Origin of the sequence: Dolichospermum flos-aquae CCAP 1403/13F (assembly GCF_012516395.1) — a bacterium.
GTDB lineage: Bacteria > Cyanobacteriota > Cyanobacteriia > Cyanobacteriales > Nostocaceae > Dolichospermum > Dolichospermum lemmermannii.
Window position 1 is genome coordinate 541,083 of sequence record NZ_CP051206.1, and the last position, 15,152, is coordinate 556,234.

15 protein-coding genes are annotated in these 15,152 nt (G+C 38.1%); 7 read left to right on the plus strand and 8 right to left on the minus strand.

The window, feature by feature from the left end; translation table 11 throughout:
* The first annotated feature begins 91 nt into the window (after window positions 1-91).
* Complete coding sequence (locus HGD76_RS02890) at window positions 92-238, plus strand: hypothetical protein (protein ID WP_168694526.1); 147 nt, start codon at window positions 92-94, stop codon at window positions 236-238.
* On the opposite strand, the gene fni is transcribed toward HGD76_RS02890, so the two are convergent.
* Genes fni through HGD76_RS02905 form a run of 3 tightly spaced genes read right to left on the minus strand, consistent with a single transcriptional unit; the run spans window position 183 to window position 1,947 of the window.
* Window positions 183-1,238 carry a type 2 isopentenyl-diphosphate Delta-isomerase gene (gene fni / locus HGD76_RS02895; protein ID WP_168694907.1) on the minus strand — a complete coding sequence of 352 codons (1,056 nt, stop codon included), beginning with the start codon at window positions 1,236-1,238 and terminating at the stop codon, window positions 183-185. The genes HGD76_RS02890 and fni overlap by 56 nt on opposite strands.
* 27 nt (window positions 1,239-1,265) lie before the next feature.
* Window positions 1,266-1,778 carry a 5-(carboxyamino)imidazole ribonucleotide mutase gene (gene purE / locus HGD76_RS02900; RefSeq protein ID WP_168697343.1) on the minus strand — a complete coding sequence of 171 codons (513 nt, stop codon included), beginning with the start codon at window positions 1,776-1,778 and terminating at the stop codon, window positions 1,266-1,268.
* Window positions 1,747-1,947, minus strand: a complete 201-nt coding sequence (locus tag HGD76_RS02905) for a hypothetical protein (protein WP_148762352.1) — start codon at window positions 1,945-1,947, stop codon at window positions 1,747-1,749. The genes purE and HGD76_RS02905 overlap by 32 nt, the downstream gene beginning before the upstream one ends.
* Here HGD76_RS02905 and nagA point away from each other — a divergent pair.
* Window positions 1,938-3,089: an N-acetylglucosamine-6-phosphate deacetylase gene (gene nagA / locus HGD76_RS02910; protein WP_168694908.1), complete on the plus strand. Its 1,152-nt coding sequence runs from the start codon at window positions 1,938-1,940 to the stop codon at window positions 3,087-3,089. The genes HGD76_RS02905 and nagA overlap by 10 nt on opposite strands.
* A 115-nt stretch (window positions 3,090-3,204) precedes the next feature.
* Here the strand turns inward: nagA and HGD76_RS02915 are convergent, their stop codons facing one another.
* Window positions 3,205-3,918 carry an ATP-dependent Zn protease gene (locus HGD76_RS02915; RefSeq protein ID WP_168694909.1) on the minus strand — a complete coding sequence of 238 codons (714 nt, stop codon included), beginning with the start codon at window positions 3,916-3,918 and terminating at the stop codon, window positions 3,205-3,207.
* 142 nt (window positions 3,919-4,060) lie between these two features.
* Here HGD76_RS02915 and HGD76_RS02920 point away from each other — a divergent pair, with 142 nt between their 5' ends.
* The gene (locus tag HGD76_RS02920) at window positions 4,061-4,639 is read left to right on the plus strand and encodes a Uma2 family endonuclease (RefSeq protein ID WP_148762346.1); all 579 of its coding nucleotides are present in this window, start codon (window positions 4,061-4,063) and stop codon (window positions 4,637-4,639) included.
* 74 nt (window positions 4,640-4,713) lie between these two features.
* Window positions 4,714-6,360 carry a lipoxygenase family protein gene (locus HGD76_RS02925; protein ID WP_168694910.1) on the plus strand — a complete coding sequence of 549 codons (1,647 nt, stop codon included), beginning with the start codon at window positions 4,714-4,716 and terminating at the stop codon, window positions 6,358-6,360.
* A gap of 362 nt (window positions 6,361-6,722) precedes the next feature.
* Here the strand turns inward: HGD76_RS02925 and HGD76_RS02930 are convergent, their stop codons facing one another.
* The 4 genes from HGD76_RS02930 to HGD76_RS02945 form a co-directional block, all read right to left on the minus strand.
* Window positions 6,723-7,769, minus strand: coding sequence for a radical SAM protein (locus HGD76_RS02930; RefSeq protein ID WP_168694911.1), 1,047 nt, complete (start codon window positions 7,767-7,769; stop codon window positions 6,723-6,725).
* Window positions 7,770-7,856: 87 nt separating this feature from the next.
* On the minus strand, window positions 7,857-8,039 hold the full coding sequence (locus tag HGD76_RS02935) for a type A2 lantipeptide (RefSeq protein WP_168694527.1): 183 nt from the start codon (window positions 8,037-8,039) through the stop codon (window positions 7,857-7,859).
* A gap of 656 nt (window positions 8,040-8,695) precedes the next feature.
* Complete coding sequence (locus HGD76_RS02940) at window positions 8,696-10,603, minus strand: ABC-F family ATP-binding cassette domain-containing protein (RefSeq protein ID WP_168694912.1); 1,908 nt, start codon at window positions 10,601-10,603, stop codon at window positions 8,696-8,698.
* A gap of 70 nt (window positions 10,604-10,673) precedes the next feature.
* Complete coding sequence (locus HGD76_RS02945) at window positions 10,674-11,090, minus strand: DUF1824 family protein (protein WP_168694913.1); 417 nt, start codon at window positions 11,088-11,090, stop codon at window positions 10,674-10,676.
* 405 nt (window positions 11,091-11,495) lie between these two features.
* On the opposite strand from HGD76_RS02945, the gene HGD76_RS02950 reads away from it, so the two are divergent.
* The 3 genes from HGD76_RS02950 to HGD76_RS02960 all read left to right on the plus strand — a co-directional run bounded on the left by HGD76_RS02950 (window position 11,496) and on the right by HGD76_RS02960 (window position 15,042).
* Window positions 11,496-13,298, plus strand: coding sequence for an ABC transporter ATP-binding protein (locus HGD76_RS02950; RefSeq protein ID WP_210967709.1), 1,803 nt, complete (start codon window positions 11,496-11,498; stop codon window positions 13,296-13,298).
* Window positions 13,299-13,325: 27 nt separating this feature from the next.
* Window positions 13,326-13,751, plus strand: coding sequence for a beta-carboxysome assembly chaperone CcmS (gene ccmS / locus HGD76_RS02955; RefSeq protein ID WP_168694914.1), 426 nt, complete (start codon window positions 13,326-13,328; stop codon window positions 13,749-13,751).
* 67 nt (window positions 13,752-13,818) lie between these two features.
* On the plus strand, window positions 13,819-15,042 hold the full coding sequence (locus tag HGD76_RS02960) for a bifunctional sterol desaturase/short chain dehydrogenase (RefSeq protein ID WP_168697345.1): 1,224 nt from the start codon (window positions 13,819-13,821) through the stop codon (window positions 15,040-15,042).
* The last annotated feature ends 110 nt before the right edge of the window (window positions 15,043-15,152 follow it).

Below are 15,152 nucleotides of genomic sequence, written 5' to 3' on the forward strand. Positions count from 1 at the left end.
TAGTTGTTAGTAGGGGCGAAGCATTTGGAAGATAAATTATCGGTCATTGCCAAAAATAGTTCTCCAAATGCTTCGCCCGTACAGTTGTTAGTTGTTAGTAGGGGCGAAGCATTTGGAAGATAAATTATCGGTCATTGCCAAAAATAGTTCTCCAAATGCTTCGCCCGTACAGTTGTTAGTTGTTAGTTGTAAATTATTAACTGTAAATTTTGAGATTGTTTTAATTTATACAGATTGATGTTAGCAGTGCAAAATAAGACGGTGGTGATTTCGGCAATTAATACCTCTGTCAATTCTACTACAGCCGCTTCCGATACTGCTGCTGCTTTGAGAAAGGGCATTGCTAAACCAGCAATATCAGCCCCTAAAGCGATCGCTTTAGCCACATCTAAACCATTGCGTAAGCCCCCAGATGCAATTAAGGGAACATCGGGATCATGCTCCCGAATACTGGCAATACAATCGGCTGTGGGTATCCCCCAGTCCCCAAATGTTTGCCCCAAACGCCGCTGTAAGACAGTTTCTGCCCGTTCACTTTCAACCATTGCCCAAGACGTACCACCAGCGCCAGCCACATCAATAGCTTGCACTCCCACAGCTATCAATTTTTCTGCCATAGTTGCAGAAATTCCATTACCTACTTCTTTGGCAATTACGGGAACTGGTAAGTTATTGCACAAGTTAGATATTTTGTCAAGTAATCCATGAAAGTTAGTATCACCCCTGGGTTGAATGAATTCCTGCAAAGGGTTAATATGTAAAATCAAAGCATCGGCTTCCACCAGATCAATAATTCGCAAACATTCATCAATACCATAATCATAATTAAGCTGTACCGCGCCTAAATTAGCAAAGAGGAGAATATCCGGCGCATATTTACGAACAGCAAAGGTATTTGCAACTTGGGGTTTTTCCACTGCCACTCTTACAGATCCTACACCCATTGCTAATTTGTATTCTTGGGCAACTTCGGCTAGACGACGGTTAATAATTCCCGCTGGTTCTGTACCTCCCGTCATGGAGGAAATTAACAAAGGTGCATGGAGATATTTTCCCAAAAATGTCGTACTCACATCAATATCTTTACCATCAATTTCTGGTAAACAAGTATGGGTAAAGCGATATTTTTCTAACCCAGTGGTAATTACTGGAGATTGGACATTATCTTCTAAACAGATGCGGATATGATCTGCTTTGCGATTTTGGGTTTGGGCTGAGGTGTTAATAGGAGCGTTCACGGCTTATATATGAAATCATGTTAATATCTATTGTTGCAAATATTTTTCATATCCAAACTGATCTAGTTTAGCTTGCTTTTCCATGACCATATTACAAAGACTTTGGCGATAAACTTGCACTTTTTCGAGTAATTCTGGTTGGTGAGTAGCAAGAATTTGTACAGCTAAAAGTCCAGCATTTTTAGAATTCCCAATAGCGACAGTGGCAACAGGTATTCCTGCTGGCATTTGCACTATAGAATATAAAGAATCCACACCTTGTAAATTTCGAGTAGCGACGGGAACACCAATAACAGGTAAAGGAGTTAAAGATGCTACCATACCAGGAAGATGTGCCGCACCACCTGCACCAGCAATAATTACCTTGATACCGCGTTGATGTGCAGTTTTAGCATATTCAAACATTCGTTCTGGGGTACGATGGGCAGAGACAATGGCAACTTCAACTACAATACCAAATTCTTCGCAAATAGCGATCGCATCCTTCATTGTAGGCAAATCGGAATCACTACCCATGATAATACCAACTTCGAGACTCATATAATTTAGGGACTGGGGATTGGGGACTGGGAACAACTGACCACTGTACGGGCGAAGCATTTGGAGAACTATTTTTGGCAATGACCGATAATTTATCTTCCAAATGCTTCGCCCCTACTGACCACTGACCACTGACAACGAACAACTGACAAAAATACCATGCTGGCAAATGTAGATATTATCAACGCAAAAGTCCCCGGTTATCAAGATTTACAAAGAATCTTAGTTAACCAAGCAGGCATAATTGAGCAAATTATGTCTATGAATACAGCATGGGAAAAAGTTGTACGACAAGACTTACAAGTTTTAGATGTGGCTGGAGACTGGATTTCTTTAGGTGGTGTGGATTTACAAATTAATGGTGGACTGGGTTTGGCCTTTCCAGAATTAACAGTAGAAAATTCCTCTATGCTGCCAAAAATCTCTTCATTTCTTTGGGAAGCAGGAGTTGACGGTTATTTACCAACCTTAGTGACCACCTCTATCGAAAATATTCAGCGATCGCTCGCCATTCTCGCCAATTATACCCCCAATTCTCCAACCTCCGCAGAAATTCTCGGAGTCCACCTCGAAGGACCATTTTTAAACTACTACAAACGCGGCGCACATCCAGCCGAGTATCTTCTTCCCCTCACCATAGACCAAATTAAACGTGTATTGGGAGATTATGCCCATATCGTCAAACTCATCACCCTGGCACCAGAATTAGACACCACCGGGAAAGTCATCCCATATTTGCGTTCTTTGGGAATCACCGTCAGCTTAGGACATTCTCAAGCCACCGCAGCGGAAGCCCAACAAGCCTTTACTCAAGGTGCTACAATGATAACTCATGCCTTCAACGCCATGCCACCCCTACACCACCGCGAACCAGGGCTATTAGGCGCAGCAATGAACAATCCTGATGTGTTCTGTGCTTTTATTGCCGATGGTCAGCACGTTGCCCCGATGATCTTAAAAATTCTTCTGCGGGCCAGTGAAAGGTTATTCATTGTCAGTGATGCCCTTGCACCATTAGGATTACCTGACGGCATCTATCCTTGGGATACCCGACAAATAGAAATTATCAACGGTACAGCCAGATTACAAGATGGGACATTAACGGGAACAACCCTACCATTATTAGTGGGAGTGCAAAATCTGGTCAAATGGGGAATTTGTGACCTAGAAACCGCCATTAGCCTCGCTACGGACGCACCTAGACAAGCTATTAATTTACCAACATTTGCCGCTAATCAGCCCGCTCATTTATTACGCTGGAACTGGGATCAAATTGGCAAAGAACTCGCTTGGAAACGGTTAACTGCCTGATATTCGGGCGTGAACATACCAGAATTTATAGGATTTGAGGATTTTCAGGACGCAAGAATTATAAGGAGAATGCCGAAAACCCTTGAAAGTGCGTCCGATTCAGTGTCAAAGATTTCTAGTGATAACCGCTCATTTTCTCCCCGTCTGGAGTGCCTTTGTGTGAGGTAATTATTTCTAAACACTCGACAATCGAAGCTCTTTTTCTCATTGCTGTCACCAAAGCTTGATAACTATCCCAATTTTCCTGAATCAGATTTTTAGATTGAAGAAGATGAAACCGTTGTTTTTGCTGATAACCTGTTTCCGAAAACCCGATAACTTGCAAAAATTCATTTAACCTAATTTTATCATCATTGCCACCTTCAGCAGAATTAAAAACCAAAGTTTCCGCCGCAATTCCCGCCATCCAAATAGTACAATAACGGTCTAACATTTGAGCAGTAATTTGACCTGTTTCTATTTGCGCTGTTAACTCGCTATCTTCTAAAGTTATTCCCCCTTGTCCTGGTTGTCCTTTTTTCCAAGCTTCCCACGCGCTGAGAGTGTAGCTAGTCACCGGAATTCCTAACAGGTAAGCCACGAGAAAATGACCTGCTTCATGATGTAAAATGCGTTCTTTATATTCTGGAGAAAATCGCGCCACTAAATCTAATACTATCGTTCCTCCCTTTCCTTGAAAGCTGAAATTATCTAAAGTTGCAATTCCTAAAAATGTCACAGTAGCTAAAGCTGGTATCGTTGGGGAAAGATGTATTAATGGTCCTAATAGGCTGGAAAAAGTCATGAGAAAGACGAATATAGCAACGAGATTTATGGCAGTTTGGCTCATGGGAAGTTTTTTAAAGAGGTTGTTTAAATATCATAGAATATAGAATATAGATCCCCGACTTCTTAAAGAAGTCGGGGATCTGAACATCTTGAATATTGCTATAATAAAATTGTACCATATTCCGTAAAACCATCTAAAAATCATGCAATCTCCATTAAATATTCTCACCGTTGAAGAATACCTAGACGCTGAAAAATCTAGCGATATTCGCCATGAATATGTGGCCGGACAAGTTTTTGCAATGGCGGGTGCAAGCGAAGAACATAACCTGATAGCTGGTAATATTTACGCTATACTACGTCCTCATCTTCGCGGGAGTTCCTGTCGTGCTTTCGTGTCAGATATGAAAGTAAAAGTTAAAATCAGAAATGCTAATATATTCTACTATCCTGATATTATTGTTACTTGTGATCCTGAAGATAAGGAAAGATACTTTAAAACTCGTCCTAATTTGATTATAGAAGTTTTATCTAATTCCACAGCAACAATAGACAAACGTGAAAAACGCATTAATTATCAAACCATAGATAGTTTAAAGGAATATGTTCTAATTTACCAAAATCAAATAAAAGTAGAAGTTTATCGTCAAGATAATCAAGGAAATTGGTCAACTGAAGTATTAGGAAAAGATGATAAATTGCGGTTAGAATCAGTAAATTTAACCTTGACAATGGCAGATATTTATGAAGATGTGTTAAAACAACTAAATGTCAAAAATTAAAAAATATTAAAAATATTTATAAAAACTGGATTTTCGACTAAATTTATTTATCCTTCGGAAGAAAAATAACCTTTATGCAGCCATTTCTACCTCAAAATGACCCGAACCCCGCACAACGCCAATCTTCTCTAGAGAAAGGCCGCAAAGAGTATCAATTCATGTATGATTTTTTGCCGCCTATGGCAATGCTCAAAAGCGTACCTCCCGCAGAGAATTTTTCTACTAAGTATATTGCTGAACGGACATTAGAGGCAGCAGAACTTCCTCTAAATATGATGGCTGTTAAAACTCATGCTATGTGGGATCCTTTAAATGAATTGCAAGATTATGAAGACTTTTTCCCAGTTTTGCAAAAACCTAATGTGATGAAAACCTATGAAACCGATGATTCCTTCGCGGAACAACGGCTTTGTGGCGTGAATCCGATGGTTTTACGTCAAATTAAGCAAATGCCAGCTAACTTTGCCTTTACCATCGAAGAATTACAGGATAAGTTTGGCAATTCTATTAATTTAATCGAAAGATTGGCCACAGGAAATCTATATGTCGCTGATTATAGATCCTTGGCGTTCGTTCAAGGTGGCACTTATGCCAAAGGAAAAAAGTACCTACCAGCACCTCTAGCCTTTTTCTGTTGGCGCAGTTCAGGCTTTCAAGATCGAGGCCAATTAGTACCTGTAGCCATTCAAATCAATCCCAAAGCAGGTAAAGTCAGCCCCTTGCTAACTCCTTTTGATGACCCTTTAACCTGGTTTTATGCTAAGTCCTGTGTGCAAATTGCTGATGCTAATCATCATGAAATGAGCAGCCATTTATGCCGGACTCACCTGGTAATGGAACCCTTTGCTGTCGTCACCCCGCGTCAACTGGCTGAAAATCATCCTCTGAGAATATTACTCAAACCCCATTTCCGGTTTATGTTGGCTAATAATGATTTAGCTCGCAAGCGTCTGGTTAGTAGGGGCGGTTTTGTGGATGAATTATTAGCAGGAACTCTGCAAGAATCATTGCAAATTGTGGTAGATGCCTATAAAAGTTGGAGTCTAGACCAGTTTGCTCTACCTAGGGAACTCAAAAATCGCGGTGTAGATGATGTGAAAAACTTGCCACATTATCCTTATCGGGATGATGGAATTTTGTTATGGAATGCGATTAATAAGTTTGTATTTAACTATTTGCAACTTTATTACAAGAGTTCAGCAGACTTGAAAGCAGACGGAGAACTGCAAGCTTGGGCGCGGGAATTGGTGGCTCAGGATGGTGGTAGAGTTAAGGGTATGAGCGATCGCATTGATACCTTAGAACAATTAGTTGAGATTGTTACTACTATCATATATATTTGTGGTCCTCAGCATTCGGCGGTTAATTTCTCCCAATATGAATACATGGGTTTTATTCCTAATATGCCCCTAGCTGCTTATCAAGAAATTCAACAAAAGGGTGATATTGAAGACCGTCAAGCCCTCATAGATTTTCTACCACCAGCAAAGCCCACAAATACCCAATTATCAACTGTGTACATACTTTCAGACTATCGTTATGACAGACTGGGATATTATGAAGAGGAAGAATTTACAGATCGAAATGCTGACCAAGTTGTGAATAAATTTCAGCAAGAATTGAATGTGGTACAGAGAAAAATTGAATTGAATAATAAGGGACGTTTAGTAAATTACGAATATCTCCAACCCAGACTTGTTCTCAACAGTATTAGTATTTAACTAATTGCAGAATAGACAAAACCCCTTTTTTAATAATATTAAAATGGGGTATTTTATTCCTCATCATTCACTATAAACAAATGATATGATAGTTTCTCGTTCCCATACTCTGTATGGGAATGAATTACGGAAGGCTCTGCCTTCATTGATACTAAGTCACGGAGGCAGAGCCTCTCAGTAGCATTCCCAGTCGGAGACTGGGAACGAGAAATTCTACACAAAAATGTTCTCGTTTCTCGTTCCCATACTCTGTATGGGAATGAATTACGGAAGGCTCTGCCTTCATTGATACTAAGTCATGGAGGCAGAGCCTCTCAGTAGCATTCCCAGTCGGAGACTGGGAACGAGAAAAAAATCCTTTTTTACACAGCAACAGACTTTCTTGATAAATTAGCACTAATTTCATCGCTACTGGGTAATGAAACTAAAGGACAACCTAATGTTTCAAAATCAAGGGTTTCAATTCCACGAACCCAAGGAGCAAAACGCCCTGGTATAAGTTTAAGCTGACCATCTGGCTGTAAAGTACCAACGTCATTACGTTCATCTGTAAGCGCTACTGTACATTTATTAACTTTTCCGTTAGCACGAATAACTAAGGAGTTAGGACGTGCAGCATAACAAACATATTCCGCTGGTGGACTACCATCCTGTGGTGATTTTAAATCATCACCAAATAATTTAGATTGAAGTATTTTATTAGCTGCTTCCTTCTCAGCTTCTGAAAAAACCTTGATTGAACTATCATTAGGTCCACCAAAATGCTCAATACCTTTAAAGAAAGCAGAGAACCTGGAATCAGGTAAAAATTCTTTTTTAATATCTTCCAACAAAGGATCAAGCAAGTTAAATGTATCTGGATTAAAATGAAGACGTAACAAGATAGAAACTGGTAATGAACTATCCCGTATTGCTAGTAAATTATTCCAAATTCGCTCAAATGTACTTTTACCATCTGCCCGAATCCGGCTCTGATCATGAATTTCCTTTGGTCCATCAAGGGAAATTTGGTAATGTGTAACCCCTACATTAGCTAAAGCAGAAGCAGTATTAATATCTAGTAAATAACCATTGGTTGTCATAGATCCTGAATACTGCAAATGAGAATTTTTTGCCGCTAAAGATGTAGCATATTCAGAGATATCTAAAACAATATCCTTAGCAATCAGGGGTTCACCACCAAACCAGGATAGGTTTAAAAAATTCAACTTTGAAGATCGTTTGTCTAAAAGAGCTTTAATACCTGAGATTACTTCAGGTTTCATTCTCCCTATGGAAAAATCTTCATAGCAATAAATACAACGAAAGTTACATTGTTCTGTTGGTAAAATAATTAATTCAAAAGCTTTATCAGATATTAATCCCGCACGCACCAAGTTAGCTTGTTTTACAGTTTCTATTGTTGTCATTTGACAAATTCCTTGTATTATTTTTTCGCTTGAAAATGCGATCGCTACATTTATTATGTTGTAACGATCGATTTTCGAGTAAGCTAGTTATTTTTTAATTATGGTGCAACCACATTGTTTGACCTTATTGATAACAACAGTATCTTTACCACCAACAACTATCATGTTAATTTCTTCAGGCTTTAACTCTTGAAGCGCCCCTGCTAATGCTGGATCATTTACTAGCAATTCTCCGTCTTCATTAATTTCAAAGATTTGAATGTTAGCCATCTTCGTATTCTCCTTGGTTTTAAAAAATCTAGAAAAAATCGGAAACGTTGTACTTTTTCATTTCCTGACTACATCCTATTAAAAATAAAAACATCTGTCTAGAGACTTAGACAAAATAAAAGTGACATAATTGTTTCAGTTTTGTCACTTTCAATAGCTTGATGATAACAGCATTTTCCGCACAAATATCCGTAAATTTGCCCTTTTAGGTTGAGAATATCACTAAAAAGTAGACAATTACGGACTAAAAATAGCCAAAAAAAGGGACATAATTGCTGCAATTTTGTCACTTTTGCCTATTAACTTAAATATAAATAGATCCCTAAATTATTTAATAATTTAGATATATGTATTAGCTCTTATAAGCATAAATTATATGAGATATGCAATTTATTTTACATAACTACCTAATCAGATGGTGGGTTACGCTTTTGCTAACCCACCCTACGTATATTTGAAGACTTCAACAAGACGATTAATTTAATTGCAACCTAAGAGGTTGTTTGAAAAGTATTATATGAAACCCATAATCTCCAAAAACCTAACCCCCCTCCCCCCTTCCCTACAAGGGAATGGGGGTTTTAAAGCCTCTCCCCTGGTAGGGGAGAGGTTTGGAGAGGGGTCTGTTTGTACATTAAAAACTTTTCAAACATCCTCTAAGAATCCATTTCCGCTAATTCCAACCAGCGTTCTGTGGACAAATCAATATTTTTCTTGAGAGTTTCCACCTCTTCATATAGCTTTTGCACTTGGCTATAATTTCCAACCACAGTTGTTAATTTCTTTTCTGCTGCTGTTTTTTCTGTTTCTAACTTGGCAATTTTCTGTTCTAATTCCTCAAATTCCCGTCTTTCCCAATTGGATAACCTCCGGGCTTTTTTAGTCTCTGCAACTGGAGATACAACCTTTGATTCTACAATTACAGTTTTTGACGGTTCTTGTTTTTCTGCTTCTTCAGCTTTTTTATAATCTAAATAGATGGAATAATTACCCGGATATTGACGTAAACCTCCACCTTCTTCTAAAGCAAAAATTCTGTCTACTGTCCGATCTAAAAAGTAACGATCATGAGAAACTACAATCACACAACCATTAAAATCTTCTAAATAGTCTTCTAATACCGCTAATGTTTGCACATCTAAATCATTAGTCGGTTCATCCAAAATCAACACATTGGGCGCACTAATGAGAATACGTAATAAAAATAAACGGCGTTTTTCTCCACCAGAAAGTTTATTAATGGGTGCATATTGTTGATTTCCTGGAAACAAAAATCTCTCTAACATTTGGGAAGCAGTGATTTTCGTCCCGTCGGAAATTTGGATAAATTCTCCTTCTTCCTTAATGTAATCAATCACTCGCTGATTATCATCTACAGCCGTCAACAATTCTTCTGAATGTTGGTTAAAATAACCAATATGAATTGTAGTCCCAATTTCCACACTACCGGAATCTGGTTTGATTCTGGCAGTCATAATATCCATTAAAGTAGATTTACCTGCACCATTACCGCCAATAATACCAATCCGATCTTCTGGACTAAATTCATAAGTAAAATTATGAATTAAAGTCCTGTTATTGTAGGCTTTACTAACATTTTTGAGTTCAATAACTTTTTTACCAATCCGTCGGCCAACGGTAGAAATATCAACCTTACCATTAATTTCTTTAAATTCAGTATCTCTCAATTCATGAGCGCGATCAATTCTGGCTTTTTGTTTGGTACTTCTAGCTTTTGGGCCTTTCTTTAACCATTCTAATTCGCGGCGTAAAAGACCTTGATGTTTCCGCTGAGTGCTAACAGCAGATTCTTCAGCTAAAGCTTTCTTTTCTAAATAATAGGAATAATTACCTGTGTAATTGTAAATATCACCTCGATCAATTTCGATAATTCTATTAGTAACTTTATCTAAAAAATAACGATCATGAGTAATTAATAAAAGTGCGCCGCGATAGCGATTTAAATAACTTTGTAACCATTCTACAGACAAAGCATCAAGATGGTTTGTTGGTTCATCCATTAACAATAAATCAGGTTCTGATATCAAGGCTGCTGCTAAAGCAATTCGTTTGCGATATCCCCCTGATAATGTGCCAACTTTCACATCAAAATCAACAATTCCTAACTTTGTTAAAATGATTTTGGCGTTAGTTTCTACTTCCCATGCACCAGTTGCATCCATGCGCTCCATCACAGTAGAAAGACGAGACATTAACTGACTATCATCGGGGTAATGTGCCAATTTATCAGATAATTCTTCATACTCTTTGACGAGGTTCATTTGTTCACCACTATCAGCGAATACCTGTTCTAAAACAGTGTGATTTTCGTCCATATCGGGCTGTTGAGGCAAGTAAACAATTTTTGCCCCAGAATTCACTAAAATTTGGCCGCTATCAATTGATTCTAAGCGGGCGATCATTTTTAATAAAGTTGATTTACCAGAACCATTAGTACCAATCAAACCAACTTTGTCATTAGTATCAAGACTAAAATTAGCATCTTTTAAGAGTTCTTTAATGCCAAAATCTTTTTTAACTGACTGTAATGTAACAATGCTCATATTATCTGGTAATTAGTGATTAAGAATGAGGTGGGCAATGCCCACCCTAAAGACGATTGTAAACGAAATTCTAGACAAATAAATCGAGGGGTAAATGTCCATACATTTCGTTAACTCCTCCCTCTTGATAGGACTGACAAGATACTAGCACTCCCCGATGATGACCAGAATAGGAATCGAGATAACACAAGCCATTTTTGCCATTTAATTTGATGTAAACTGGTCCTTCTGGTTGCGGTAAATCAGTTGGTGGTTGATAACCCAAAGCGCGAGAATAGGTTTTCATGGCTAAAATTCCCTCTTCGGCTGTATCAGCACAAATACCTAAAATTTGATAATCAGTCAGACTGGTGACAAAAATTAATGCCTCACGGGTGGGAATTTTCTCCGACGGTTTCAGAATGGGGGCGATATCCAGACAGTTGAATTTGTTGAGTATTTTCTTGGCTTCTGGGAGTGAGAGTTGCTGATGATTGGGAGTAGACATAATATTGATTTGTCTAGTTTTTACGTCTGGTTCTGGTTTTGGGAGGGAGATTTGCTCAACATTACTGGCATTTTTGCACAAAATCAAGATTGATATGGCATATTCCCTAAGTTTTACGAGGAATATTTGCTGTTTTGGTAGTCTTCACTGAAAATTAGCACATCTGGTTTATTGATACGGTTATTATACCCTGCTGTTTGCTGCGGGGAATAATTATTTTAGCGACAATATTTTCTAATATAATTCCCAAAAGTGAAGTTTGCCAAATTACAAGTTACCAATTTTTCAAAATTATCTCTTCTGTTCCTAAAGGAAGATAACTGTATCTATTGCTTCAATATTGATCACAAATCAACTCAATTATGTGGTAGTATTAACTGCAAGTAATTATCAATTAATGTGGCTATGCCATTTAAATCTCTCCGATTATCCAAAAGGCGTAAACATTCTGTTCGTCCCCTCCAGCGGCTATTTAAATATGGACATCAGTATACTAAACAAATTCGACTGGCCATTGGTGCTTCTATCCTCAATAAAGTTTTTGACTTAACACCCCCTGTATTAATTGGGATTGCGGTAGATGTGGTAGTCAAGCAACAAGATTCTATCATCGCCCGATTAGGCGTAAAAGATATTTATGGGCAATTTCTGATTTTATCCTTGTTGACGGTGATTACTTGGGTGTTGGAGTCATTGTTTGAATATGCCTATAAGTTACTATGGCGCAATTTGGGACAGAATATTCAGCATAATTTACGACTGGACGCATATAAACATTTACAAGAATTAGAATTAGCTTATTTTGAAGAACGCAGTACCGGTGGTTTAATGTCTATTTTGAGTGATGATGTTAACCAATTAGAGCGGTTTTTGGATGTGGGTGCAAATGACATTATTCAAGTAACTACTACTATTATTATTGTTGGGGCTGCGTTTTTTATTTTAGCTCCTAGTGTAGCTGGGATGGCAATTTTGCCCATGCCATTTATTCTCTTTGGTTCGATAATTTGCCAGAAATTTCTTGCGCCTCGTTATGCAGAAGTTCGGGAGAAAGTAGGGTTACTAAATGGGAGATTATCTAATAATTTGAGTGGAATTACCACTATTAAAAGTTTTACAGCAGAAGCTTATGAAGCGGCGCGGGTAGAATCTGAAAGTAATGCTTATCGTCAAAGTAATGCGAAAGCGATTGCTTTATCTGCGGGGTATATTCCGATTATTCGGATGTTCATTTTAATCGCTTTTACCATCTTGCTATTATTTGGCGGTATGGCAGCGGTAGAAGGAAGATTGGCTGTAGGTGCTTATAGTTCTTTGGTGTTTTTAGTTCAGCTTTTGCTGTGGCCATTAACCAGATTAGGTGATACTTTTGATTTGTATCAAAGGGCAATGGCTTCTACTAATCGAGTGATGGATTTGTTAGATACTCCCATGGCAATTCATCCGGGAAATATTGATTTACCTGTAGATATGATTCGGGGGGCTTTGGAATTTCAAAATGTGAGTTTTGCTTATCAAAATAGAAATCCAATTATTCACAATTTATCTTTGGAAATTCCCGCAGGAAATACAATTGCAATTGTGGGTTCGACAGGTTCAGGGAAAAGCACTTTGGTTAAACTATTACTGCGATTTTATGAGGTGCAAAGTGGTAAAATTACTCTGGATGGAATTGATTTACAACAATTAAATTTGCGAGATTTACGCCGCTCTATTGGTTTGGTGAGTCAGGATGTGTTTTTATTTCATGGTACAGTGGGAGAAAATATCGCCTATGGGACTTTTACCGCTACCGATGAAAACATCATCATGGCGGCGAAAATAGCGGAAGCTCATGATTTTATTATGAGTTTGCCCCAAGGTTATGAGACAATTGTGGGGGAACGAGGGCAGAAATTATCGGGAGGACAAAGACAACGGATTGCAATTGCTCGCGCAGTATTAAAAGATCCACCAATTTTGATCTTAGATGAAGCCACATCAGCGGTAGACAATGAAACAGAAGCTGCAATTCAACGTTCTTTAGAACGGATTACCGTCAATCGTACCACAATAGCGATCGCTCACCGTCTTTCCACCATTCGCAATGCTGATTGCATTTATGTCATGGAACATGGCAAATTAGTCGAAGCAGGAACTCATGAACAACTGTTAGAGAAAAACGGCATTTACACCAGTTTATGGCGTGTGCAATCTGGGTTAAAATAGCAAAAATAAAATTACAAATTAATCATCATGTTTAGTATTCCCCAACCTGAAACAGCAGAGAACAAATGGCGCGGACAATTAGATAGATTTGTCAAAAACAATCAGTTAGAACTAGCCGCACTTTTTTGGGGATTGTGGTTAGAAAATGGTAATCGTCAGGGAACTATTGGGATTGATTTACAACCAACTCCCCATTTTGTCTATTGTCCCCAAACCGAAATAGAGAAGTTAAATGAGCGAGTTGAAAATCGTCTCCAAGAAATTTTAGGAATTATTGATAATAACCAACCGGAAACAGAAGTAGTGATGATTGGAATTGGGAAAGGGGAAATTAAGTTAATTCAATTTGCACCCAAATCATCACCAGAAACCTGTTTTCAAGAAGTGGGAAAAGATATAGATGGATTATTAAATTTACTAGAACAGCGATTAATTGAGCAAATCAGGGATTGATATAACTTTAGACAAAGATGGTAATAACTTGGTTTAATTAAGAAAAAGAGGTATCACCAAAAAGATGATGATTTTGGCTCAAAGCTTAACTATTGATGCAGTTTTAGTAAACAACTGTATCCAGTTCACAACCTGGGGATTTTCCTCCCTCCTACTCGCAGAAATTGTCAGAGATGCTTATCATGCTTTGTGTCATCAGATAACATGGTTAGCGAAATGGCACAATAAACATCATGCTGTGTACCGTCGAGATTTAACTTTAACTTCCCAAAAAGCCTACGTAGATTCCCAGTTGTATCACGATATCGTCGAATCGGGTATATTAGTAACAATATTAACAATAATTGCCTTACTAGCACATCAATGGGGATTATGGTTAGGAGTTGCTTATGCAGTCACGTTTTTATACGGTGCATCTCTGCGATATTTTCAAGGAACAATAGACACAGACTACAATCATTTACCCGGACCCTTAGACACAATTCCCTCCGTTTTGTGGGTAAATAGAACCTATCATTGGCGACATCATTTTGATGATGTTAATGCTTACTATAGTGGTGTTCTTCCCCTAGTGGATAAAATACTAGGAACAGGACTTTCTCTCAAAGGTAAAACCGTAGCCTTAACAGGTGCTTCCGGTGCATTAGGACAAGCATTAGCAGCGGAATTATTAAAGCATAATGCCAAAGTTGTGGCATTAACAACGAATCCTGAAAAAATCGCAGTTCAAGAGCGAGTCAAAATTGTAAAATGGGAATTGGGTAATGAAACTCAACTAAAAGAAAGTTTAAATAAAGTTGATATTCTCATTATCAATCATGGCATAAATGTTTATGGAGATCGTACTTCAGCCGCCATTCAAAATTCCTATCAAGTTAACACATTTTCCGCTTTGGAATTAATAGATATCTTTTCTGCAACTGTCACAGGACCCCAGGACAAAGCCACCAAAGAAATTTGGGTAAATACTTCAGAAGCGGAAGTTTCCCCAGCTTTAAGCCCCTTGTATGAACTAAGTAAAAGAGCATTAGGGGATATTGTCACCCTCAAAAGATTAGATCAAACTTGTGTCATTCGCAAATTAATTTTAGGTCCATTCAAAAGTCAATTAAATCCTTATGGTGTGATGTCAGCAAATCAGGTTGCCAAGGGGATTGTATTTTTTGCAAAACGGGATTTTAGAAATATTATTGTCACAGTAAATCCTTTGACTTATATCCTATTTCCCCTCAAAGAATTTAGTACCTGGTTGTACTATCGGATTTTTAGTAAAGGGGTAAAAAGCAAATAATTATCAAGATAACGTTGCTAAATAAAATCTAACAGTCTCCTTTCTCTCCACCTCTGCGTCCTCTGCGCCTCTGTGGTTCGTATCAAATAAGATGACTGATGATTTGTGAA